Annotated in this window: 20 protein-coding genes and 1 tRNA gene; 13 read left to right on the top strand and 8 right to left on the bottom strand. The window is 54.3% G+C overall.

The features are described from left to right. The first annotated feature begins 65 nt into the window (after nt 1-65). The 7 genes from MTC_RS04955 to MTC_RS04925 all read left to right on the top strand — a co-directional run bounded on the left by MTC_RS04955 (nt 66) and on the right by MTC_RS04925 (nt 9,559). Nucleotides 66-2,219 carry a DUF3160 domain-containing protein gene (locus MTC_RS04955; protein WP_237705976.1) on the top strand — a complete coding sequence of 718 codons (2,154 nt, stop codon included), beginning with the start codon at nt 66-68 and terminating at the stop codon, nt 2,217-2,219. Nucleotides 2,220-2,285: 66 nt separating this feature from the next. Continuing rightward, nucleotides 2,286-2,705: a hypothetical protein gene (locus MTC_RS04950; protein WP_014405586.1), complete on the top strand. Its 420-nt coding sequence runs from the start codon at nt 2,286-2,288 to the stop codon at nt 2,703-2,705. Between the two features lie 15 nt (nt 2,706-2,720). Beyond that, nucleotides 2,721-6,242 (top strand): chromosome segregation protein SMC, encoded by a 3,522-nt coding sequence (gene smc / locus MTC_RS04945; protein WP_014405585.1) that lies wholly within the window; start codon nt 2,721-2,723, stop codon nt 6,240-6,242. Beyond that, entirely contained in the window at nt 6,232-6,915 is a 684-nt protein-coding gene (locus tag MTC_RS04940; protein WP_014405584.1) for a segregation and condensation protein A, read from the top strand. The genes smc and MTC_RS04940 overlap by 11 nt, the downstream gene beginning before the upstream one ends. Then, nucleotides 6,908-7,498 carry an SMC-Scp complex subunit ScpB gene (scpB, locus tag MTC_RS04935; protein ID WP_014405583.1) on the top strand — a complete coding sequence of 197 codons (591 nt, stop codon included), beginning with the start codon at nt 6,908-6,910 and terminating at the stop codon, nt 7,496-7,498. The genes MTC_RS04940 and scpB overlap by 8 nt, the downstream gene beginning before the upstream one ends. A gap of 32 nt (nt 7,499-7,530) precedes the next feature. Next, on the top strand, nt 7,531-8,643 hold the full coding sequence (locus MTC_RS04930) for a methionine adenosyltransferase (RefSeq protein ID WP_014405582.1): 1,113 nt from the start codon (nt 7,531-7,533) through the stop codon (nt 8,641-8,643). Between the two features lie 85 nt (nt 8,644-8,728). Next, a complete protein-coding gene (locus MTC_RS04925; RefSeq protein WP_014405581.1) occupies nt 8,729-9,559 on the top strand; it encodes a hypothetical protein in 831 nt (276 codons plus the stop codon). Between the two features lie 11 nt (nt 9,560-9,570). Here MTC_RS04925 and MTC_RS04920 read toward each other — a convergent pair whose 3' ends face one another. Continuing rightward, nucleotides 9,571-9,807: a DUF378 domain-containing protein gene (locus tag MTC_RS04920; RefSeq protein WP_014405580.1), complete on the bottom strand. Its 237-nt coding sequence runs from the start codon at nt 9,805-9,807 to the stop codon at nt 9,571-9,573. Nucleotides 9,808-9,986: 179 nt separating this feature from the next. On the opposite strand from MTC_RS04920, the gene MTC_RS04915 reads away from it, so the two are divergent. After that, nucleotides 9,987-10,061 (top strand) — tRNA-Arg (locus MTC_RS04915). 166 nt (nt 10,062-10,227) lie between these two features. Here MTC_RS04915 and MTC_RS13465 read toward each other — a convergent pair. From MTC_RS13465 to MTC_RS04895, 4 genes are read right to left on the bottom strand one after another with little or no spacing between them, the layout of a single operon-like run. Continuing rightward, the gene (locus MTC_RS13465) at nt 10,228-11,565 is read right to left on the bottom strand and encodes a DUF7289 family protein (RefSeq protein WP_048189018.1); all 1,338 of its coding nucleotides are present in this window, start codon (nt 11,563-11,565) and stop codon (nt 10,228-10,230) included. Next, nucleotides 11,562-11,963 (bottom strand): type IV pilin N-terminal domain-containing protein, encoded by a 402-nt coding sequence (locus tag MTC_RS04905; protein WP_014405578.1) that lies wholly within the window; start codon nt 11,961-11,963, stop codon nt 11,562-11,564. The genes MTC_RS13465 and MTC_RS04905 overlap by 4 nt, the downstream gene beginning before the upstream one ends. Before the next feature lie 9 nt (nt 11,964-11,972). Then, nucleotides 11,973-13,799, bottom strand: coding sequence for a type II secretion system F family protein (locus tag MTC_RS04900; protein WP_158308492.1), 1,827 nt, complete (start codon nt 13,797-13,799; stop codon nt 11,973-11,975). Nucleotides 13,800-13,824: 25 nt separating this feature from the next. Continuing rightward, nucleotides 13,825-15,468, bottom strand: a complete 1,644-nt coding sequence (locus MTC_RS04895; RefSeq protein WP_014405576.1) for a type II/IV secretion system ATPase subunit — start codon at nt 15,466-15,468, stop codon at nt 13,825-13,827. 337 nt (nt 15,469-15,805) lie between these two features. On the opposite strand from MTC_RS04895, the gene MTC_RS13280 reads away from it, so the two are divergent. Together MTC_RS13280 and MTC_RS04885 are read left to right on the top strand one after the other, a co-directional pair. After that, nucleotides 15,806-15,952: a hypothetical protein gene (locus MTC_RS13280; protein ID WP_158308491.1), complete on the top strand. Its 147-nt coding sequence runs from the start codon at nt 15,806-15,808 to the stop codon at nt 15,950-15,952. Then, the gene (locus MTC_RS04885; RefSeq protein WP_014405574.1) at nt 15,952-16,791 is read left to right on the top strand and encodes an RAD55 family ATPase; all 840 of its coding nucleotides are present in this window, start codon (nt 15,952-15,954) and stop codon (nt 16,789-16,791) included. The genes MTC_RS13280 and MTC_RS04885 overlap by 1 nt, the downstream gene beginning before the upstream one ends. A gap of 16 nt (nt 16,792-16,807) precedes the next feature. Here MTC_RS04885 and MTC_RS04880 read toward each other — a convergent pair whose 3' ends face one another. Then, nucleotides 16,808-17,941, bottom strand: a complete 1,134-nt coding sequence (locus MTC_RS04880; protein WP_014405573.1) for a rod shape-determining protein — start codon at nt 17,939-17,941, stop codon at nt 16,808-16,810. A 15-nt stretch (nt 17,942-17,956) separates the two neighbouring features. Further along, nucleotides 17,957-20,137 (bottom strand): carboxypeptidase regulatory-like domain-containing protein, encoded by a 2,181-nt coding sequence (locus MTC_RS04875; RefSeq protein WP_014405572.1) that lies wholly within the window; start codon nt 20,135-20,137, stop codon nt 17,957-17,959. 550 nt (nt 20,138-20,687) lie between these two features. On the opposite strand from MTC_RS04875, the gene amrS reads away from it, so the two are divergent. Beyond that, complete coding sequence (amrS, locus tag MTC_RS04870; RefSeq protein ID WP_014405571.1) at nt 20,688-21,710, top strand: AmmeMemoRadiSam system radical SAM enzyme; 1,023 nt, start codon at nt 20,688-20,690, stop codon at nt 21,708-21,710. A gap of 63 nt (nt 21,711-21,773) precedes the next feature. Here the strand turns inward: amrS and tes are convergent, their stop codons facing one another. Continuing rightward, complete coding sequence (gene tes / locus MTC_RS04865) at nt 21,774-23,267, bottom strand: tetraether lipid synthase Tes (protein ID WP_014405570.1); 1,494 nt, start codon at nt 23,265-23,267, stop codon at nt 21,774-21,776. A gap of 96 nt (nt 23,268-23,363) precedes the next feature. Here tes and MTC_RS04860 point away from each other — a divergent pair, with 96 nt between their 5' ends. Continuing rightward, entirely contained in the window at nt 23,364-24,182 is an 819-nt protein-coding gene (locus MTC_RS04860; protein ID WP_081476795.1) for a TrmB family transcriptional regulator, read from the top strand. Between the two features lie 33 nt (nt 24,183-24,215). Beyond that, a complete protein-coding gene (locus MTC_RS04855) occupies nt 24,216-24,842 on the top strand; it encodes a MarC family protein (protein WP_014405568.1) in 627 nt (208 codons plus the stop codon). Nucleotides 24,843-24,896: the final 54 nt, after the last annotated feature.

The raw sequence follows: 24,896 nt of genomic DNA, 5'->3' as shown, positions 1-24,896 counted from the left end.
CCTTCACTACGAAACCGACCGTAGTTATAGTAATCTATTTCGTAGTGACGATTCATTTTTTATATATGAGCGGTGGCCTATCTTCAATGCGCAGGCGCTCGTTCTTGAAGGCGCTGGGCGTCGCGGGCGGGATAATGATAAGCTCGGGCGCCTGGGGCTGCATAACCAGGTCGATGGACGAGAGCGCGACGACGAAGCCGATGGGGAGCATGCTGTATACTATTACAGCTAAGACGAAGGGAAAGTTCGCCGATTTCTTGCCCATGCCCTCGACGGTGACGCCATCCTTGAAAGACTATGCTGTAGACGCTTCAAAGCTTACGGGCCTGGACCGTATGGGCGTCGATGATGCCGGGAAGAAGGCTTTGGCGGAGAAATTTTTTTACTTAGTGCCATCAAGCGATGCCCAGATCTATGATGTCTATAAGGGCTTGAGCAAGGAAGGGCTGCCCGCCTTCGTGACCACCGATTCCGTGCTCCATGCGTATCACATTTTATTCGACTATATCTTGCGGATGCTTGAAGTGCAGCGCTTCAGCCCCGACATCGTCAGCCTTTCCAGGCTAATGCTCGACGAGTCTATGGCCCAGATGGAGTCGGCGGCTGAGCCCGTGAAGACGGCCGCCCTCAAGAACGCGGCGTTCTTCGCCGTGGCGCTCACGCTGCTCGGCGAGACGCCCGACGTGCCTTCGAGCGTGAAGGGCATGGTACAGGGCGAGCTAGCCCTCATCAACGCCCACGAGGGCTTCGCGAAGTCGCCCATCTTCGGCTATAAGGAAGACTATAGCCAGTACGTGCCAAGGGGACACTACACCAGGAATGAGGCCCTGAAAAAGTACTTCATGGCCATGATGTGGTATGGCCGCATGATGTTCCGCCTCATATTCAAGGATGACCCCGCTGTGGCTAAAGAGCAGACACGCATGGCCATCCTCATCACGCTTGCGCTAAAGGGTAAAGCGTTCGATCTGTGGAAGGGCATCTATGAGCCTACCGTATTCTTCGTGGGCGAGTCAGACGACCTCTCGGCGTTCGACTACAGCCAGCTATTGCTGGAGGTCTACGGGAGCGATGCTAGCCTGGACGACCTCGCCGACGATACGAAGCTCCAGGCGTTCATCGATAAGGCGATTAAGCTTAAGGAGCCTAAGATTGTATCGACCCTCCTCTCGCAAGAGTACGCCGAGAGCGGCTATGACACCATAAAGGGCTTCAGGTTCATGGGCCAGCGTTTCATCCCCGACTCCTACATGTTCCAGGAGCTAGTGTATGCGAAGGTGGGCACGCAAGCAGACCCAAGGCTTTTCCCCATGGGCCTGGACGTGATGGCCGTACTGGGCTCGAAGAGGGCATATGAAATCTTAGATAAGGTATACAATGAGACCCACTATTTAAACTACGAGAAGCAAATGGATTCCCTGAAGCGGCAGTTCGCCGCCCTTAAAGCTGAGGACTGGACGCAGAACCTGTACTGGTGCTGGCTATACTGCCTCATGGCGCTTCTCAACGAGAAGGGCGATGGCTACCCATCCTTCATGAAAAGCCAGGCGTGGACTGATAAGGAGCTTAACACGTCGCTTGGAAGCTGGACAGAGCTGAGGCACGATACGATACTGTATGCCAAGCAGAGCTATACCATGAGGACTTCAGCCGCCATTCCGACAGAGCTTGCGAAGGGCTACGTTGAGCCTAACCCCGAGCTATACGGCCGGCTGGCATCTCTCACCACAATGACTATTGAAGGCTTAAGGTCAAGGAGCCTTCTGCTCGAAGCATTTTCCGGGCGGCTGACAGCGCTAAAAGACCTTTTAGTCTCCCTAAAGTCGATCTCGGAGAAAGAGCTTACCAGCACAGCGCTATCTGACGACGACTATAACCTTATCAGGGGCTATGGTAACATCCTTGAAAACCTTACCACTTTCCCGCCTGAGGTGAGCGGTGTTGACAAGAATGTTGACAAGAGGATGGCAATCGTGGCGGACGTGCACACCGACGTTAATACGGGGATGGTGCTGGAGGAGGCCGTGGGCAACCCGTACCATATCTTCGTGGCCGTCCCCATAGAAGGCAATCTCACCATCACGAAGGGCGCCGCCTTCTCATACTACGAGTTCAAGCAGCCGATGAGCGACCGCCTGACCGACGAAAAGTGGCAGGAAATGCTCGACGGCCAAAAAGCGCCAGAAACGCCTGAGTGGACTAAAAGCTTCAAAGCTTAAGCCCATTTTTCCCCGCAGAGCAACAAATATATACACAAACTTCGTTTTACCAAGTAAGGGTTCAAAATGGAAGGGGATATCAAGGATATTGTGCTCGGGCGATTGGAGCAGAGGCTTAAGGAGAAGGACGAGGAGATCCGCTCCTTGAAGAGGGAGATAGAGGCCTCATCCGGCTCTGGCGGGGAGATAAAAGCCCTGGCGGAGAAGGTTGACCACCTGGAGATGGAGGTCAAGGAGGCCCAGATAACGCTCTCAGAGGTCTTGAAGAAGATGGGCGCCCTCGAGGAGACGTTCAACACGGTGCTCATGGCCATGTCAAGGGAAAATGAGGAGGGGTATCCCGAAGAGGACCTGTCCATCCCGGGGAGCGTGCCCATGGATCCACAGCTCTTCGATAAGTTCGCGGCATCAGACCAGAAGGATATTAAGGAAGATGGTCATAAGGACGACGCGCTCAGGTTCTTCCACTTGAGCAGAAACTCGTGACCAAAGCGTGGGTCCATGCACATAAAAGAGATAGAGCTGAACAACTTCAAGTCGTTCGGCCGCAGGGCTAAAATACCTTTCTTTGACGATTTTACCACGATCAGCGGCCCAAACGGCTCTGGCAAGAGCAACGTCGTAGACAGCATAGTCTTTTGCCTCGGCCTGTCGAACTCCCGCTCTATGAGGGCGGAGAAGCTCACCGATCTCATATATAGCGTGGATGGCAAGAGCTCGGGCACCGCCGAGGTCACGATTCGCTTCGACAACACGGACCGCGAGCTGCCGGTCGACCAGGACGAGGTCACGGTGACGAGGCGCATCAAGTCAAGCGACAGCGGCTACTACAGCTATTACTATTTCAACGATAAGCCCTGCTCTCTTTCAGAGATACACGAGCAGCTCCTCAAGGCGAGGATATCCCCGAATAGCTACAACGTCATAATGCAGGGCGACGTTACCCGCATCATAGAGGTGAGCGACTTCGAGCGCCGAAAGATAATCGACGAGATCGCGGGCACGGCCGAGTTCGACGAGAAGACCGATAAGGCGCTCGCGGAGCTAGACATCGTGAGGGAGCGGATAGACCGCGTCTCTATAATAATATCCGAGGTGGAGGCCCGCCTCGCCCAGCTTAAATCAGAGAGGGACCAGGCTCTTCTCTACAAGTCTTATAAGGATGAGAAGGCCAGGAACGAGGGCTACCTGGTTCTGTCAGAGCTAAAGGAGGCGCAGCAGGTGCTGGACTCGCTGCTCGAGGACATAGCGGATAAGGCCTCGAAGAGGCAGGCCGTCATCGCCGAGGCGGAGAAGAAGGGCGCAGCGGTTCAAAAGCTGAAGGACGACATCAAGGCCCTTAATGATACCATAACGGAGAAGGGAGAGGGCGAGCAGCTCTTAATAAAGCGGCGGATAGAGGAGGCCCGTGCCGGCATCAAGGCCTGCAGCAACATCATCGAGTTCTCAAGGTCTGAGATAGCGAGCCGGGAGTCGGAAAAGCAGAAGCTCTTTTTAGAGGCGGAAAGGGCAAAAGGCCAGGTTGAGGAGCTGGACGGCAAAATAGCGGGGGAAGAGGCGCGGAAGCTTAGCCTGGCGAACGAGTACGCCTTCAGGAAGGGCAGCCTCGAGGAGGTTCAAAAGAAGATGTCCGCCATCGACGCCAGGTTTGCAGGAGTCCGTACGCGCCTCTCCGAGGTTAAGGCTGCGCTGGAGGCGTCCCGCAACCTTCGCAACGAGAAGCTCAGGGAGAAGGACAGGATACTGGACGCCGCCCGCCGCAAGCAGGATGAGGAGCAGGACGCCGTGGCCGAGATAGCCTCGAGTAGAAGCCGCATCGAGGAGGCCCGCGTCGAGGCTGGCAACATCGAAAAGGATATCGTGGAGCTTCAAAAGAAGGCCCAGGCGCTCGATGCTGATATTAGCGACATGGAGGGCGCGAGGTCTCGGGCGAGGCATGAGCTATCGGGCATAGAGGAAAAGCTACGAAAGCTGCAGGAGGAGTACGCTAAGGCTGAGGCCCGCGTCAGGGCGTACGAGGACTATGATGGGTACAGCGAGGCGGTCGGCGCCATCCTTAGCGCCCGTAACTCCCACGAGCTTCCTGGAATATATGGCACCATCGCCGAGCTTGGAAAGGTCAGGGAGGAGTACGCCACCGCCCTGGAGGTGGCCGCAGGCAGCCGCCTCCAGAACATCGTCGTGGACAACGACGAGGATGCCGCCAGGTGTATATATTATTTGAAGGAGAGGAGGCTGGGTACCGCCACCTTTTTGCCATTGAACAGGATGAGGCAGCGCCTTCCGCTCAGGGCTATAAGGGAGCCGGGCGTCATCGACTATGCCATCAACCTGGTGGAGTTCGATAGCCGCTTCGACCCTGCGTTCTGGTACGTGTTCGGGGACACGCTTGTAGTTGACACGCTTGAGACGGCCCGCCGCCTCATCGGCACGGGGAGGATTGTAACCCTCGACGGCGACCTTATCGAGAAGAGCGGCGCCATGACGGGCGGCTTCCGGTCCCGTGCCAAGCTGAGGTTTAAGGCATCCGAAGAGGAGCGCATCAAGGCGCTGGCGGAGCAGATAACCATACAGGAGTCTAGCCGTGACTCAATCTTAAAAAAGATTGAGTCGATCGAAGGCCATATCTATAGCCTGAAGAAGGACAGGTCGGCAATAGAGGCCCAGGCCTCTAAGCTTAACGCCCGCAAGGAGGAGCTGGCCGGCCGGGCGTCCAGGCTTGAGGCAGCCATCAAGGAAAAAGAGGCCGCCATAGAGGCGCTGAGGGAGGAGCGCCGAAGGCTGAGGGACGAGCTCATCGCTGCAGAGGATGCCATCTCAAGCGCTGATAAAGACATAGCGGCAGTAAGCGCGGAGGCGGCGAGGCTGGAGGAGGAGCTTAAGGGCTCTGAAATGCCATCGCTCACGGAAGAGGCGGGCCGCATCGAGGAGGAGATGAGGCGCCTTGAAGGCAGGATAAGGGACACCGAGTCGGCCATAGCGGCGCTCAGGATGGAGAAGGGCTACGTTAGCGCCCGCATCGAGGAGAGCAGGGAACGCGGCGCAAGGATAGACGAGGACATCGCCTCGCTGCGGGAAAAGATAGCCCAGAACGAGGCTCAGATACACGATTTCGAGAAGGATATAGAGGAGATGTCGACTCGCGAGAAGGAGATCGATGCAGAGCTTGCCGGCATGAAGAGGCAGCGGGAGGCCATGTCTGAAGCGCTGTCGAAGGCCGACCAGGACCTATACGAGACGCGCCGCTCGCTGGAAAGGCTAACTGCCATGCTTAACACCCTGGAGGTCTCCAGGGAGGAGTGCCTGGAGAAGATCAAGTCCCTTGAAAAGGCCGTGCAGGAGAGGGGTATCCAGCCCTCCGAAGACGTGCCGCCACTGGAAAAGGTGAAGGCGACAATCTCATTGCTCGAGAAGAAGATGCAGGCGCTGGAGCCGGTCAACATGCTCTCTATCACTGAGTACGATAGCGTCCAGGCCCGCCTAACCGAGCTCACGGGCAAGCGCGACACCCTCCAGAAGGAGCGGGAAAACATCCTGGAGAAGATAGAGCACTACAAGAAGATGAAAAAGGAGACCTTTTTGGCCACGTTTAACGCGATTAACGGGCACTTTAAGGAGATTTTCAAGGAATTGTCAGATGGCTTCGGGGAGCTTATACTGGAAAACCCCGATGACCCGTTTTCCGGCGGATTGACCATACACGCCCAGCCCCAGGGTAAGTCGCTCCACAGGCTGGAGGCGATGTCCGGGGGCGAGAAGAGCCTGACCGCTCTAGCTTTTATATTCGCAATCCAGCGGCACATGCCTGCGCCGTTCTACGTCTTCGACGAGATAGACATGTTTCTGGATGGCGCCAACGCCGAGCGCGTGGCGCGCATGATAAAGAAGCTTGCGAAGGACGCCCAGTTCATCGTCGTCTCCTTGAGGAAGCCTATGATCGAGTCTGCGAACAGGACCATCGGCATAGCCATGCAGGAAAACAACATATCGAGCATCACAGGGGTGAAGCTCCGTGCAGGCTGACACGGCCCCACAGCAGGAAGAGTCCATCGAGATACTATTAGAGATGGCGAGGTCAGGCGAGATAGACCCCTGGAATATCGACATAATCGACGTAACCGATAAATTCCTTGCGAAGCTGGTGGAAAGGGAGAAGGTAGACCTCAGGGCGTCGGCCCGGACTTTACTTTACGCTTCCATATTGTTGCGCATGAAGTCTGACCTGCTCGTGAACGCGCCACCCCCAGAGCCTGAGGAGGAACCCCTGGAGTTCGGCCTGGAGCCGGAGGAGCTCCCGATGCTGGAGCCCAGGCACAGGCGGTCGTCGGCCAGGCCCGTGACCTTACAGGAGCTTATAGTTGAGCTCCAGCGGGCGGTCGCCACGAAGGATATATCCCATATGCGGAAGAGCCTCAGGATTGAGAAGCCTCACCGCAAGACCATCGAAGAGGTGTTGAGCATCGCCCACAAGGAGGACATCGAAAAGAGCATCCTCGAGCTGGGAAGCCTGCTTGACAGGGAGTTCGCTTACAGGGAGTTCGTGATGTTCTCGGAGCTGATCACTGACAACACTCCGCGGGGCATAGTGGACGTCTACCTACCCCTTTTATTCCTGGCAAACCGCAAGTACGTCACGCTCATTCAGGAGAACATCTTCGAGGATATTCTCATAAGGAGGTCGAGGCAGGTTGGATGAGAAAAGCCTTCTTGAGGCGGCGCTGTTTTCTGCGGGAGGGCCGGTCAGCGAGCAGCAGCTCAAAGGCCTCCTGAGCCGGTCGAGCACTTATATTAACTCGCTTGTGGAGAAGCTGATGGAGGAGTACAGGCAGAGGGGGTCTCCCATAGAAGTGGTAAGGCTGGAGGGCAAATACTCCATGCAGCTCAAGCCCGAGTATGCGGAGCGCGTCATGGCGCTCTCTCCCGGCGAGCTTAAGCCTCCTGTTTTAAGGACGCTCTCGGTCATCGCCTACTATCAGCCAATACAGCAGTCCGACCTCGTCGAGGTGAGGGGCCAGGCAGCTTACGAGCACGTCGCCCTGCTCCTGGAGAAGGGCCTCATCCAGAAAAAGAGGGCTGGCCGCTCCTACGAGCTGACGACTACCGATAAGTTCTGCGATTATTTTGGGCTGTCCAGGGGAGACGTGGAGTCCATAAAGGCACAGATTAAGAATAAGGCGAAGCTTAAGAAGGAGTCGCTGAGCAGGTGGCTCGAGTCCAAGGTGCCTGACATGGACGCTTTCGACGCCGTCAGGAAGCTCATGCCCGTAGGCAAGAGGTAGCTTTTTGCCGTGGCGGGATAATCTATAGCTAGATGTTGATTGAAAAGATAAGGCGGCCATATGGAGCCTGTGGGTTTGAGATCGTAGAGAAAAAAGGGCTGGGCCATCCCGATACTTTGTGTGATGGAGTCTCTGACGCGGTGTCGAGGAGCCTGTGCCGCTATTATATGGACCACTTTGGGCGCATAATGCATCATAACGTGGATAAGGTTTTACTCATAGGGGGGCGCTCAAGCCCCCGGTTTGGCGGAGGAGAGGTGTTGAGGCCTCTCGCAGTAATCATCGGAGGCCGTGCCACCGACGATGTGGGGGGAGCGAAGGTGCCCGTGCAGGACATCGCGAGGGAGGCGGCGGAGAAGTTCCTTCGGGCCACGCTCAAGAACATCGGCCACGATTTTATAGTTGAGCCGAGGATTGGCGTCGGCTCAGCCGAGCTGCGCGGCCTGGCTGGCAAGGCTTTAGCCAACGATACGTCTATTGGCATAGGGTTTGCCCCACTAAGCCATTTAGAGGAGAGCGCCTTGAGGATTGAGCCTCTAATGAGGTCGGTGAGGGGTGTCGGCGAGGACGTAAAGGTCATGGGCATACGAAGAGGGGGCGCCGTACACTTCACGCTGGCAGCGGCCATCGTGTCTAAATACGTTAAGGATAGGGAGCAGTACGAGGATATCAAGGTGGCCATCGAGGGCGAGGTGCTGAGACAGGTGGCCACCGATTGGGATGACGCCGCTGTGGCCGTTAACGCAGCGGATAGAGGCGAGGACATTTACCTAACTGTTACGGGCACCTCTGCCGAGATGGGCGATGACGGCGAGACGGGGAGGGGAAATCGTTTTAATGGCCTGATAACCCCTGGCAGGCCTATGACCATGGAGGCTACTGCTGGCAAGAACCCTGTGAGCCATGTGGGAAAGATCTATAATGTCGTAGCGGACAGGGCTGCCCATGAAATAGCCGGGCTCGACGGGGTTGAGGAGGCCTACGTGTACCTGGTGAGCAGGATAGGCGCCCCGCTGGACGAGCCTCAGATAAAGGCGGCCCGCATTTATGGCGATGCCAACGAGAAAAAGGTTGAGGGCATCGTTGACTACTGGCTTGAGCAGATACCCGTGCTTGCAGAGGACTTTATCAAGGGAAAATTTTAAGCCATTACTTTCGGAATGCTTGCAATAAAGTTTTATATTTGTTTTTCTCATAAAGTTGATTGGCAATGCTTTGCCCCGAGTTGGTATGATGAGCATGAGATTTGAAAAGATAGCTAAGGATAATGTGGATGACCTGATGGGCCTATGCGGCAACATGCCGGGCATGAATAAGCATTCCGGCTTCATGGAAGGCCGGAAGGCCCGCCGCCAGTGGCTTCTCGACATGATAGAGAGGTTTGGCACCGTCGGCATGCTGGCATATGGCGGCGATGGCGGGGCCAGGGGGTTCGTCGAGTGCCTGCCCGCCACAGCGCATCCCCTGGGGATATTTTCGCCCGACGTAAAAAGGACAACAATAATAGATTGCGCCTGGTATGCCAGCGATAAGGCGGATGGCGAGCCTTCAGGCCTGGGCATAAGGAAGGCAATACTGGATGAGATGCTCGCCACCAGGTTCTTTGACAGGCTGCTGGGCAAAAAGTGCAGGTATGTGGACGTGCTCACCTTGAAGGATGCCCCAATAATGCAGTACGATTTTTATAAGAACTATGGGTTTAAGGATGCTGTGGAGTTCAGGGGACATGCGACCAAACGCTTCCTGCTCAGGTATCCGGTTCTGGGCGACTCGGTTGAAGGAAAGGTCGAGCAGCTAAGCTTTGAGCACGGCACAGACAGGAACGTGCTCATCCTGGGGGTATACGACCAGTGCCACCTGCCCTGGATGGTCGCTGAAAAGGTCAAAAAAGCCGTCGAAGGCGTCGAAGGCCTCAGGGTGAAGGTGGTCGATTACTGGGAGACGGGCATGCCCTCGATGTGCGAGGCATCTATCAACGGGAAGCCCGCGTTCGACGGGCCGGTATACTTCATGGACGAGGAGTGCATAAAGGAGGCCGTCATCGCTAAGATGCTAAAATAAAAAGCCCGTATTTAGCGCGCTACGGGCTTCTCTACCGGCGAGGTCAGCCAGAGGTAAAGCGGATACAGCATATAGATGGCCGCCAGCCCTACCAGGATGTATATCAGCCGTGTCAGTATGCTCGTCGAGACGGGGCCGAAAATCGCCTCTACAACGTTGACTCCGAACGCCACCACCAGCCAGTTAAGGCCGCCGATTATTAATAAAATGGCCGATATTATCAATAACGGATCTCTCTTAACTGCCATATAATCACCATTGAGTACATTTAAAAACAGATATTTATATATTATTAAATCTTATGTTAAACGAGGCAGTATTTAGGGCTGTTTGAACGGGTATATGTGTAGCAGGACTATATTTTATTTAGCGCCTGTCCATTCGTAGGGTATTTATACCAGAATGGATAAGTAGAGTGCGCGGGCGTGGGCGAGTGGCCTAGCCAGGATATAGCGCCGGCCTCCTAAGCCGGATACCGTGGGTTCAAATCCCACCTCGCCCGCCTGTATCATGTTCTTTTAAATATGGTTTTGTTCTATTTTATAGTGGATGCTATTTTTGAGGCTGAAGGGGGGCTTCGCTTTGCTCTTTACTAGAGCGAAGCCCCCCTTCAGTCACTAGAAATGAGCCATGAAAGTATTTGGGTATGGCGATTGACGCATATCTGGCTATATAATAAATACTAATATGTAATTGCTTTTTAGATTACCATCGGTGGCGTAAACGTTGTGGATGGTGAATAAGGGGCCAGAGTACCACAGGCTGGAGAAGGTATGTGTTCCTGCGTCGGCTGGCGTGAACTTGTAAGTGGTTGGGCCATGTAGGTTGTTTCCATTTTCTTCATCGGTGATCGTGACTTTTCCGGCGTATGTGGTGGCTATTCTGCCAGTGGCGTCTATCGCGGTGACCGTGACGCTGAACTGCTCTCCTTTGTCAACAATGATGAAGGTAGGGGTTATTATTAGGCTTGTGGCTGGTGTTGGCGTCGGAGCCGGAGTAGGCGTAGGAGTCGAAGTCGGCATAGGAGTAGGCGTAGGCGTCGGAGCCGGAGTAGGCGTAGGCGTAGGAGCGGGCGTCACGCTGGGCACGGGGGTGACGACCGGACCCAGAGAAACAATCGGGCTACCAAGCGTCGTTATATAATCACTATCATAACAATCAATATACAAGGTACTGCCCACAGGGCGAGCCACATTAACCGTAACGTTACGCCCGGACACCGAAACGTTAAAATCACTGCCCTCAATCAGCCCCACGCCACTAAACGTGCTACGGAAATACTGGCTCCACTCACGGGCAAAATCCGTGGTGACGCTTATCGTAACGTTATCAACACCTCTAACATACCTATTATCAACATCCCTGCTCCCATAGTAGAAGCTCTTTTCGGGAAACAGGGTACTTGTGATGACCTCGCTGCCAGTCGAGCTTATAGAGGCCCTGGCGCCGTCAATACGTATGGGTGAGACCATCAAGGTATATGTCGGCTGTGATGCCTCCCGCCTAAGCATGGCGATGCCCGGCGGCGCCAGCATGACGCTGCCGGAGGACTGCGTGAGGACGACCATTCCACACTCATAATGGAACTGCTGGTCTATCCAGTAATTATTATTAGAGCTATAGACGATGGCGCCCATGTTAGTTGCTGTGGAATTCATGGCGCTGCCATCCATGAAATACGCCGTAATGTTAAACGACCCATAAGACGGGTCTACCGTCAGCGTGCCGCTCGACTTAGACGGGCCTATAATGGGGATGCTTCCCCCGCCCATCTCGATGCGGCCGGTCACCGTCCCGCCCCGGCCATTCTGGGAAGAAGCGTCCAGCCGGGACTTGTAGTCCATGAAGTCCTTGAGAGCCGTCTGCATGTGGTCGGCCTCAGCCTGCTTTTTCATCTCGGGAAGGTACACTACCTTAGCCATGGCCACCACGGTGACGAGCAGCGCGAGTATCAGTATGGCGCCGACCACCGTGGATATGCCGTCTGCATCGACCCGCCGCATCATAGGCCTCCTACGGTAAACGTTTCCAGGAGGGAGCCTGTCGCTTTATCATATATCGCCATTCTGGACGAGGCCTGCGCGGGAAGGCTGACCGTGATGGCCTCGCCCGCATCCCAGGCTCCATTGCCGTTAGCGTCGCTACCGCTAGCGCCGTATTCCCTGCCATCGATGATAAGGCTCAGGTCGCCATAGGGCACGCTATCCCCTCCCAGGTGCTGAATTATAAGAGTATTATCGCACACGCTTGCGGACACGTCCAGGATGGGCTGGCCGGGCGGCCGGGACATCAGGGCATAAACAGTCAGGGTGAGAATCGCGAAAAGCGTCACAGTGATGAAGAGAAGCATAAGCTCGCCCACCACTTCGGATACGCCCTCTTCAGACGGGTAAAGCCCTGACATGGCAAGCACCTACATGAATAAAGTAAAGGCGGCATATGCCGCCAGCACCATTATTATTGAGTGTTTCAGCCCCGATTGAAGGCTGCCCTCTCCCATCACGCCGGCGATGATGCCCGAGAAAAGGCCCTGTATCAGCACGGCGTGGAATAGCAGCGCCTTGATGTGTGCAGCCTGGCCGGCGGCGGCCTGCGGGATCACGTTCGCGAGGGAAGAAGCCGCGGTAACGGCGGCCGACGCTGGCACCGCCGGAAGGAAAGTGGTGACCAGCACGAAAGCGATGTACAGGAACACGACGAATGATATGTAGATTATCGAGACGTATATGAGCATGTCAGCCGACCGCTCAGCCCTCATCGTATTGCTGGCCTCCGCGTCGCCTGCAGCGATGGCCAGCGTATCCTTGATGCTATTCGAAGAGTAGCTGGCATTAACGATGAGCGTAATCACCCTGCGTATGGAAAGGGTGTTAACCCTGTGCTCAAACCTTATCAGCGCATCCTTAACCCCGGCGCCCCACTCCAGGTCTCTCGCCATCTTCTTTATTTCAGAGTTGAGCACTCCGAGGTTAGAGCTGAGGAGCGCCTTGATGGCCTTATCGAGCGTCAGGCCCGCCTCGTTCACGCTTGCAAGCCGCTTAAGGAACTCGGGTATCTGGGCGTCGATGCTGCGTACCTTCCTGCGCCTGGCCTCCCACACGATGGTGAACGGCGCTGCCGCAACAAGGAAGCCGAGGACAAGGCGCCCCTCGATGCCACGTACAAGGCCATAGACATCGCTGCTTGTGTAAAAAAGCCATGCCATCGTTAACATAGCAACGGGCACGCTCACGTAGAGCGCCTTTTCCGGCGACCGTATCAGCCAGCCTATGGGGTTCTCGAGGGTTTTTCTCAGCCAGTACTTCCACCAGGCTATCCTTATCCGCCTGGAATCAGGGATAGTCTTCACATCGCGGAACACTTTAAGCTCCCTGGCTGTCGTGACTTGCCTATCCGTGCTCTCGATGAGCCCGAGCACGTATAGTAATGCGATAAAGAGCAGCGTGCCTACGGGCACGAGAAGGTAGACGACCATCTGCATTATCGCGTCATTAGCCGGGTACATCATGCCTATGGACACCATGATTATGATTATGAAAAGGGGCCCGGCGACCATGGCGGTCACGTATACCTCGGCCATGAGGCCGAGCAGGTCAAGCAGGGTCTTCTGCTCCCTCCTGGCCAGGTCCCGGCACTGGTCTACTCTGGAGTACAGGAACTTGGAGAGGTCTCCGCCGCTCTCCATCACGCTGACCATGCTCTCGAGGAAGTTCTTGAGCTGCTCGGAGGGGGTAGTCACCGCGACGCCTTTGATGGATGTCAGCAGGTCGTCGCCAAGCAGGTCCACGCCTTTGACTATGGCCCTCGCCTCCTCGGCCATTTCGCCGTACACTTCCCTGTGCCTGCTTAACGACCGGAAAGATTCTAGGGGCGTTACGCCGCCGTTGCTCATGGCATAAAGGAAGGTGACCGCATAAGGGAACGTGGCGTTAATCCCTTGCTCCCTTATCGACGCCCTGCATGCCGGGTAGTAGAAATATATTGCCCGGCAGGCGAGGAACGCCGCTGGGAATGCAAGCGGAACGGTTATGAAGTCGCTGAGCCTTGCCGCGAACGCCACGGATAGGGCGGCTGCAATGGCTGCGGCAAACATCCCTGCTATCAGCGATGTCATCGTGGCCCTGGCCACGTATATATCGACGGGCACATACATGTTGGCGCTTTTCAGCGCCCTTTCGAGGCCCGTATAGCCCTGTTTCCTTTTTCTGGCCCGGCCGCCAAACACCCGATAAGCTAACATATCATATGAATAAAGATTCATAGGATCAGCGCCTCGCGGCCTGGAGTATATCGGCAAGTCCTCCTTTCCTCAATAATTCCATTACCTTTTCTGGCATCATCCGGTAAGCGTGTATAACAATGCCGATGCTCCGGTAGTCACGGATGTCCTCATGGGCCAGGTAGTTGAGGATCTCGACCCTGTACTTGATCTCCCTGGAAAGCCTGTTACGGTCCCAGCCTAGCTTTTCCATGATGGAGCCCAGCACGTATGAGTCGCCGAGCCGCTCGTACGTGTCATGGGCAGAGTCCCACCTGAACAGCTCGTTGACACGAAGGTTGTTGGTTCTCGGGTCGATGCCCGTGATCTCCACTATGCTCTTGACCCTCCGCATCTTCTTTCCGCCCACTTCTAGCAGTTCCTGGATGCTCACTATGTTCAGGGCCTGAAGCATCATGTTGGGCACGTTTATGGGGTCGTTGAGGAGCCGGTTGACCACCGCCTGGATGGAGCCGGCATGCATCGTCGAGTAGGTGGTGTGGCCGGTGTTCATCGCCTGGAAGAGTGTGAGTGCTTCCCTGCCTCTCACCTCGCCCACGATGATGTACTCCGGCCGCTGCCTCAGTGCCGCCCGCAGCAGCTCATACATGTCTATCTCTCCCCCCTGCTGCTTAAGCGGCCCCTCGCGGGTGACGCTCGCCAGCCAGTTCGAGTGAAAGAGGGTAAGCTCACGGGTGTCCTCTATGGTGATAACCTTAGAGCCCTGAGGTATGAATAGAGATACTGCGTTAAGCGAGGATGTCTTGCCCGATGCCGTGCCGCCCGCGAATAGGAGGCTCTTGTTATTCTCGATGGCCAGCCACAGGTATGCGAGAATGTCCGATGACATCGTGTTATTCTTGATCAGGTCCACCGGCGTGAACGGGTCGGCCCTGAATTTCCTGATCGTGAACGAGCTACCCCTCGTGGTCACCTCCCGCCCAAGCGTCGCCTCTATGCGCGAGCCATCGGGCAGCGTAGCGTTTGATATCGGCTCGGCAAGCGAGATGTGGCGGCCTCCTCGCTGTACCAGCAGCGTCACCATCGTGTTCAGCTCCTGCTCGTCATCAAACGCTATGTTGGTCTTGATGTTCTGGAACCGGCGGTGGAACAAAAAAACAGGCGTACCTATGCCATTACACGAGATGTCCTCGATGTTACCGTCTCTCATCAGGGCATCGATACGGCCATAGCCGATGTAGTTCCTCACCAGGTAATAGTATATGTTATCATAAGAAGCCTTAGAAAGCTTCAGGCCATACATGTTGAGCAACGAGTCGTATGCTTTCTTGAGTATGGCCTCCTTTTTTCCGGCATCCTCTATATCTCCGCGTATGAGCAGGTCCCTCAGGTCATCATATACCCGCTCCAGGATTTCGAGCTCTGACTCAGTCATCTCCGGCTCGCACACGTTATATTTATACTCCATGCCCTTGTCATCGTAAGTAATGGACACGTATGAATAAGGCTCATATACCCAGTATCGCTCGACTTCGGTTGCCTCGCCACGTAGCGCTGTGGATGCAATAGGCTTACTGGCTGGCCCGTTCCCGCCTGCGTTTTCGATCAATTTCATTGCGCTCTCAATGCTTGCGCGCGTTTTCTCGCTTTCAGGCATCTCCTTTAAGGCAGTTCCGCCAGCGTCATCCATGGCCTTTGTCTCCAGTATAATCGATGGCTTTTATCATGAAGCCTCTAGCCAGTTTTATGCCATTTAAGCAAAATATACGCTTACTCAGGCTTTTATTATGAAAGGTATCGTATAGATAGCATATAATCTTTATGTTTAGCGTTAAAATTATTGTGAAAAAATATATCCATATATCGATTAATTGGAACAAATAAATATTTTTGAGAATAATGTTTTTCAATAGACCGCATATTTTCGCCTTACAAGCCTCTATAGAGAAAATATTTATTAATTAAAAGGTTTAAGATTTATATTTTGAGGTACAATGCTGTGGCCGTGTTTGGGTGGGGGCGATAAAATGATATCTGGCAGCCTTGGAAAAAATTTGGAGACATATAAGCTAATCAGGGATGAGAAAAAGGATAACGCCATAGTCGAGCTGATACAGGGTCCCTTGAAGGGCGAAATGAGCCTATTCAATGGGTATGACATGGGGTGGCTATAATGGATAAGGTTCAAAAGGGTTTCCCATCTGGCATAAAATCGTTCGACGCCATCCTAAAAGACAACGTATTGCAAAACTCCGTTATCCTGCTCATGAACGAGGTAGGCGCAGGGGCACGGTCCTGGATGTACACCTCCCTGGCGGGCCTTTCCCACATGAAAGCCGAGCAAAGCGCTAAAAAAACCAACCAAAGGCTTCCCGATAAGATACTCTACATATCTCTATCCAGGTCGAAAGAGGAAGTCCTCGGCGAGATCTCTGACCTGAAGATTGCGAACATCGCAGAGCTGGAGAAGATGCTGGTATTCATCGACCTCTCATACCGCTACTTCTCCAGCTCGAACGTCCCGCGGTCGTGGATACAGGGCAATGAGGCTGGCGGCGTCGACGTGCCGCCTTTCACGGAAAGCTCAAGCTTGATGGACGAGCTTGTAAAAATCCTGGACGCCCATGCCAGGAACAGCATAGTAGTGATAGATTCCATGAACGACCTTATACGCCTACAGCCGGAGGGAAAGGAAGAGTGGACCAGGCTGATAATACTCATGAAAGGCATCAGCCGCATGGCGATGATACGAAACAACAACGTCTACGTCTTTTTAACCATGAGCATACTGGAGAAGAATCGCGAGGAGGACATAGCGGATAACAGCAACTCAGTGCTCGTGTTCAAGTGGGACTCGTCCAGCATGAGCCAGCCCAGGAGCATCATGCAGATAAAAAAGTTCAAGGGTATCCTGCCAATACGCAGCGAAGGCCTCATGCTCACCCTGGAGACGAAGCTGAGCCCCGAGAGGGGTTTTGAGGTATCCTATACGAAAGAGATACTCGGAAAATAGAAAAAAAGGCAGGCGCCTACTCCCTGTACTGAAGCGTATACTCGGAGATGCGATAGGCGCCTATCGCAGGAGCCAGGTCCGGCCTATCGCTCGATATCACCGTGACCTGCTGCTCCAGCTCGTCAGACAGGAGCTGCTGAATCCTTTCCTTCAAGCCGGGGATGCACGCCATGCCGCCCGTAAGTATAATAGGCTCAGTTAAAACCCTCTTATAAGTCTGATAGTGGTCCTGAGCGAGCTGGGGGAAGAAGTTTTCCATTATCGCCTCGACCACGTTGTTCACGTACTCCTCCACGGGCTTCATTATGCTCTTCTCTATCTTGAAGCCATACTGGCCCTTGTCGTGGATGTGGACCGAGTCGTACACAGGCTTATAGTCGATGAAGTTGGCGAACTCCTCCTTGTACTTTCTCGCCGTGTTGAGGTCTATGTTGACTATGCCCTGGGTCTCGTTCTGGACGCCAAGGCGTATCTTCCTGTCCACTATGTTGCCGCTGATGGTGCCCAGCGTGACCGTGTGGACGGGCTCGCCATTCCTGAACACGCTCATCTCAAGCGTGGTGGACCCCATGTTCACGCTCATGAAGGTCTTCTTAATGGCGTCAAGGCCGTCAAAGGCGGGTATGGCACCGCAAAACGCCTCAGACCATGCCTGCCTTCCAGCCCTGCCAATGGACATGCCCGAGATGATCTCTTTTAGATTTTTCCGGCCCCGGTCATTCTCCACCGCAGGGTGTGCCAGGGTCACGTAGCTATTCTCGGGGATGTTATACTTGTAGACCAGATACTCGATAAACTGGGCGGCCAGCTTAACGCTATCGTCGTCCTGGGGCAGGCCGGCGCGAAACATGAAATAGACGGAGTCAGCGTACTCCTCTGCGGCCTCATCCCCGAACTTGGTGGCCAGCTTTCCCGTGAAAAGGTCCCTGTACTTGGCCACGCAGGTCAGCGTCCTCACGATGTCGAGGCTGCCCTCGTAATTGGGCATGACCAGGACTGTCCGGGTGGAGCCGATCTTCAAGCCGATGGGTATCGCGTCCGAGCTCCTCTTTTTCATATAGCTATTGCCCTCCGAGAACCCATAGCCGCCATCTGCGGGGGTCCCATCGTCTAACATCATATCATTGCCTATGCTATCATTATCAACCATTCACATCCAGCCTCTCTACTTATCGCCGTCTAGCCTCCACACGACCACTGATGATGACCTTTCGTCGGGAGGCGAGGCATGGGACTTATAATAGTAAAGCCCCTTGACCTTCTCGATATCGTCGTTGATGACGAGCTCTTTGGTGATGTATGTGAGATTGTTGGGTATTATCTCGAGGTCGTTGCTCATCTGTATAAACGATACGCCCTCGGGGTGCTCCTTTATGTATCGGAGCACGCGTTCTTTATCTCCGAGCGACGACCCTGCCTCACGCTTCCCCGACGCCTTCGGGATCCTGAACCGCTCGCCCCTCCCTGGCCTTTCAACCAGCGCCTCGCTATCGTCCACGGGCTTCGAAGACGCTTCGTAAGGGATGCGCTCCACGTTAGTGCTGGGCTTCCTGTATATGTCGCTGGCAAAGACGACGGGGGTGTCCCTCTCTTTACTATCTACGGCCTCCCTGGGCTTGACCTTTTTCGGAACGCTGTCAGTGATGTGCTTAAAGTCGATGTCCAGTATTTTCTTCTTACCCTCGGGCACGCCCGTCTTCCTCTTCATCGGGTCGACGTTCACCACTGGTACGTCATCCTCGCCGATTCCAGGCCCGGGCCTTGCTTGCCTTTTAATGGTTTTCCGCTGCTGCTCCAGCCTCTTCTGCTCGGCAATTTCAGCCCTATGGGCTTTGGCGACCTCGCGCTTCGCCCTATAATCGTCCACCTTATGGCCCAGCCCTCCGAGCAGCCTGGCAATCGAGGCTATAACGCCCTTTATCCTCGTCGCCAGCAAGGCTATTATCAGCCCCATGAATATCAGGAGGATTATGACCGCAACTGCGAATGTAACCCAGGCCGGGAATAGCGCCTTTTCGAGGCTCATTATGAGGTCCGGGTGCTGCTTGTTGGCCTCCATTGTTATGGTGTCGACGCTGTCCGCGTAGCCATCCTTGGTCATCTTTATCTGGTGAGTGCCTGCGTCGATGTAGGCCGTGCACGGCGTTGTCAAGGGCTTATTGTCCGGGCCGAAGAGCTGCCGCCCATCCACGTATATGTATGCGCCCGTGGGCACAGAGTTGAGGTTCACCCACCCGCCCACGGCAAATGGCAGCGTCACCTGGGGCATGGTAATGTTACGGGCCGCGTTCTCCACGCCGTAGCCCATGATGAAATCGGGGTAATATAACGGGCGGGAGTCCCTGTTATCGGCGGTGTAGGTTTGCCTCGAGCCGTTCACGTCGGTGTATTCAACCATGACCTTGATGTCCTTTTTTGACTGGATGATTTGGCCGTCATTGCTGGACGGCGAGACGCCATAGAACTCGTAATAGCCATTATCATTCGTCGTTGCCGTGAGGGGTTTGCCATCATAGCCCTTCATTGGGGTCCAGCCAGTGCCATTATCGGCTTTCTGGAGGAGCGTCACGGTCGCCCCTGGCCAGGGCTTGCCATCTCTGGTCACGACGGTGCCGTTCACCTTGTTATTGTGGTGCGATGGCATCTCGTACGGATCGGGGTTGCTCGCCGGCGATGTCAGGGGCAGTATTATCCTGGTCTCGGCGACCTCGGTAATCGCGCTATTAGGGCTGACCGTGACCTGTTTATGCGCGGACTCGTATACTACGCCATTCTCCCAGTGCTGGGCATAAAGCATATAGTTGCCCGCCGGCACGTAGAACTGGAAGCTCCCCTTGCCATCGGTCCGTTCGGCGAACTGATAGTATTTCACATCATTACTGACTAGGTAGACGATGCCTTTTATGAACTGTCCATAAGGGGGCGAGTCGGTCTGAATAACTCCGTATATATAACCGTAAACCGGAGGCGGATAATCGGGAATGGTCGTATATCTTGTTGGCAGGATTGTAGTGCCTTTAGTATTATTCCATGCACACCATTCAGGAGGTATTTTATATACTTTACCATCAGAATCGGTGTACGATACCAGCACCTTGCACGTATCGGTTTCTGCAACCTTGTTAATGAAGTCAAAGTCGCCGTTTTCATTCGTTTTCATTGTGCCGATTACCTTGTAATTACTATCCACTAGCGTCACGTCTGCGCCAGCTATAGGATTACCGTATCGGTCGATGACTTGCCCGCTGATGCTAAAAGGGGTGCCGCCCGCTGCGTATGCCCCTGTGACGGCTATTAGTGATAATGATATGATGCTAAGAAGCAATAAGCTAATGACCTTTTTCATCCTCTGACCGTCCGACCTTTTGAATTAAGCTTTTACGACTACAAATATTTTTTCGTGTTACCGCATATTTTTCAACCATTTTTGTTATGGCATTTGTATATGCCTTTTTTGCGCTGAAAATCTTCGCCAGCAGGCTGCAGCAGTTACTGTGTGATTTAAGCTATTAGTATATAAAGGCATCGATTTCCTGCCGATATGGTGATCTGGCCTAAAACCATTGGCAGTTGCCGAATTTTGGCCTGTATAAGGCCGTTTTTGGGCAGATATAATTATATGGCAGAGGAATGCTATGATGGCTTGACTGCCTCCGAGTTTAGCGATTATGACATAAAGCATATATTTAATGCCGATATTTTATAGGCCTCCTCTCGGCGGCCAGATTGTTAAGTGGTCGGTCACTAGAAGTAGAAGATGCGCTGCCAAACCATCCACTATAAAATAGAACCCCCCTTCAGTCACTAGTAAAAAAGATGCAAGATAATATATATTCAACCCAGCACAATAACATATAATATTATGGAGGGAGTGGATTTCTGATGGTGGCGGCGCTATGATGAAGGAGGCGATTCTCTGGACGCCGCTGGAGCATGGGAAGGCGAAGTGCAGCGTTTGCTCGTACAGGTGCGTCATCCCTCCCGGCGGCGTAGGCCATTGCCGTACGAGAAAGAACGTCGATGGCAGGGTATTCTCGATGATATACGGCACGGTGACCTCGGAGGCCAGCGACCCAATCGAAAAAAAGCCTCTCTACCATTTTTATCCCGGCAGCTATTCCTATTCGGTGGGCTCGGTCGGGTGTAACTTCAGGTGCCAGCACTGCCAGAACTGGGGCATTTCACAGGCGGACATCCAGCAAGTCTACTCCATGGATATCATGCCCGAGGAAGTTGCCCAGAGCGCCGTCGATACCATGTGCAGAAGCGTTTCATGGACGTATAATGAGCCGGGCATATGGGTCGAGTATGCGCACGACTGCGCCGTGAAGTGCCACGAAAAAGGCGTTAAGACCGTGTACGTTACGAATGGCTACCCGACTCCGGAGCACTTAGAGGCCATGAAGGGCCTGCTGGACGCCTTCAGGGTGGACATCAAGGCCTTCACCGAGGATTTTTACAGGAAGGTCTGCGGCGCCAGGCTTGAGCCGGTGCTGGACTCGACTAAAATGGCAAAGGATATGGGCATGCACGTCGAGGTGGTCAACCTCTTAATACCAGGGCTGAACGATTCGCCCGAGGAGATTAAGGCCCTATCGAGGTGGTGTCTTGAAAACCTCGGGCCGGACACTCCTATACATTTTACGCGCTTTCACCCTATGTATCACATGGAGGACCGTGAGTCTACCGCCGTCAAGACTTTGGAGAGGGCTCATGATATAGCCCGTGATGCTGGCCTGAATTACGTGTACCTCGGGAACGTGGTCGGCCACAGGTATGAGAATACGTGGTGCCCGAAGTGCGATAGCCTGCTCATAGAGCGTTACGGGTTTAAAGTGCTTCGCTATAATATCACTGCTGATAAGAAGTGCCCCAAATGTGGTGAAAAGATACCCATCATTGGCGAGCATGGACGCTGATTAAACATAATTTCTGCTCAGCAGATAAAAGCGAAATTGAAAGAGGGAGACGGGAGGCGATGGTCATGCCTTCTGGGTGGCCTCAACCACCGCTTGCCTGGCGAGCTTTTTCTCAACGTCGGGGCGATAGAGAGTGTTATAAGTGCAGAAGGGTACGACCCGGCCATCGGGAATGGCATAATGAATGCCACAGCTCTGCACCCTGGCGAGGTCCATGTTATACGGGTCCATGAAGTGCATGGCGCTCACGAGCATAGACTTATAGTGGAACTCGGAGAGCACCTTGACGGGGTCGCCGCTCTTCACGAACGCCACCAGTATCTTGGGGATGTTGACTCCCTCCGGCATCTTCGCCATGTCGACGTACCTGGGCACCTCGCGTACGAGCTTCTCGGCCAGCAGCACCTTCGAGTGCTTTGAGCCCTTGCACTCGTTGCTGATGCGCTCGACCGCCCCCATGAGGCCCGCGACGTCAACGAACCTGGTTATGGGCAGCAGGCCACCCTTCTTATCCACGAACACGTAGGTAGCGGTGCCGCAGTGCGGATGGATGGTAAACTTGACCTGGGGCATATGAGTCCAGGCCTCCATGAGGTCTGACATAGGCGCAACCGCAGGGCACGGGAAAAAGTCGGACTTCACGATCTCGCCGTTGCTCTGCTCCTCAAGCATGGCCAGGAAGTCGGGTATGGTAATCCGTCCCCTCTTTAGCTCTTCCGTATCCACCCTGCCCGTGAAGGATACTGGCTGGAAGTTCACCCCTCTTACCATGTCCACGTTTTTCGCCGCGAACCTTATGATGTCGGCCACCTGAGCGTCGTTCACGCCCTTCACCAGCGAGGGCACGAGCACCACGTTGTTCAGGCCGGCCTCGCGCATGTTCTCCAGGGCCTTTAGCTTATAGGGCAGGGCGTTAAAGCCCCTGAGCTTAATGTAAGGCTCCTCTGTGACGCCATCGAACTGGAGGTATGTCGTGGACAGGGGAGTCTTCCTGAGCTCGCGGCAGTAGTCCTTGCTCTGCGCGAACTTCATGCCATTGGTCGCTATCATGATCTGGAAGAACCCCATCTGCCTCGCCATCGTGATTATCTCGGGCAGGTCACTGCGCATCGTCGGCTCGCCTCCGGCGAACTGTACGGCGTAGCATGGCACCGGCTTCTCACTCCTTAAGACTTCGAGCATGTGCCTGACCTGGTCGATGGTAGGCTCGTATACGTAGCCACTCTTTCTCGCATTAGCGAAGCACAGTGGGCAGGAAAGGTTGCACCTGTTGGTGAGGTCGATGTTCGCGAGTATCGTGGGCGTCTTATGGTTCGGGCAGAGGCCGCAGTCGTATGGGCATCCCTTTACCGTCTTAGTCATTGGGTTGGCCAGCCCATTCCCAATGGATCGGAATTTTTCATAATTATCGTATACCTTTGCATCTGAAAAGTAAACGTCATTGAAAGTGCCATGATCCTTACAGGTTTTTGTGATGAGAACCTGGCCGTCCTCCTTCTCGACGGATGCATCGATGACATCGTGACATACCGGGCATATCGATTTTGTCTTACTCATGAAAATCCCTCGATAATGTTAGTACAGGAAAACTAAATACAATGTTACTCTAATATTGGAAAATTATTTAAAGCTTGCGGGACGTATGTATTTTTCATGAGTGATAGGTGGATGGTGGAGGCGCTGAAACGCCTTGGGCTGACCGAGTACGAGGCGAGGGCTTATATGGCGCTCAACCTCATCAAGGTCGGAACTGTTTCAGATATCCACATGGCCTCCGGCATCCCCCGCTCGGCAATCTACGGAGCGCTCTCCAGGCTGGAAGAGAGAGGCCTGATAGAGGTGGAGAAGGGGAAGCCCATGAGGTATCGTGGCATCGCACCTGTCAAGGCGATCGAGAAGCTCAGGAGCGCGATCGAGGAAGAAAGCGAGAAAGCCCTCAAGCATCTGGAGGAGGCCCATGCCAGGGGGGAGAGCCAGGAGCATGCTGAGTCCGTGTGGACCATACGTGGCGTCAAGAACCTTTATAATAAGGTGTCTGACATGGTGAGCGATGCCAGGAGGAGCATAGTTTTCATTGCTACCGACCCGTTGTTCCTGGATTTCAGGGAGCGATATCCCATCTTCGAAAATATCATGCCTATGCTTAAAAAAAGGATTGCAGCCGGGGTCCATGTAAGGCTCGTCTACACCACAAGGTCCACCGCCGACTATGCCTTAAGAGAGCTTCCCGGGATCGAGGTACGCCTGATGGACCCGGAGAAGCCGTCCTCCAGGATACCGCTGATGGGAGGCGTGCTCATGGTAGACGACGCCGAGGTGCTCATCAGCATCATGGGCGATACGATACCCGGGGGCAATGAGGTCACGGCGATCCACACCCGCATGGAGAGCATCATCTCCGTCCTCAGGCATTTCATCGAGGTGGAATGGGACGCCGCCCTGCCCTTGAAACACGCATCCTCCCACGAATAGGATTATATCCTTTACGCTTATTCATATTATTGGATGTCCGTGAACCTCGAGCTTTTTATCAGCGCCGCCATATCCATCTTCGTGATGGCGGACCCCTTCGGTAACATCCCGATATTTCTGGGCCTCACGGGGGGCATGAGCGGCGCCGAGCGCCGATACGTGATATCTAAGGCTTCTGCCATCGCAACCGTTATTCTTTTCGTCTTCGCCCTCGTTGGGAAGCCGTTCATGGACCTATTGTCCATATCCTTGAACTCGCTGAGGATAGCGGGCGGCATTTTGCTATTGCTGATAGCTTTCGACATGCTCATGGGCAGTGAGACGAGGACGAAGAGGACGGATGGCTCCCCCGACGAGGACATCGATTCTATCGCTGTTACCCCGATGGCGACTCCGCTCATAACGGGCCCGGGCGCGATGACCGTCACGATGGTGTACATGAACGAGGCCGCAGGCATGGATAAGCTGCTGGTCCTGGCGGCCATACTCATCGCCATGCTCGGCTCGTGGCTCATCGTGGTCAACAGCGACCTTTTGTATAGCGTCTTCCGCAAAGATGGCACCCGGGTGCTCACGAAAATAATGGGCATCGTGCTGGCGGCGATAGCCACCGAGATGATGCTCGCCGGGATAAGCGGCTCTTTTCCGGCGCTGGGCTGAATAAGCCCGGCCCGGCAGAAATTTCGAAAACGTTAAGTAGAGACCCTGTCTATG

This window comes from Methanocella conradii HZ254, assembly GCF_000251105.1.
Taxonomy (GTDB): domain Archaea; phylum Halobacteriota; class Methanocellia; order Methanocellales; family Methanocellaceae; genus Methanocella; species Methanocella conradii.
This window is presented reverse-complemented; position numbering and strand designations above follow the sequence as displayed.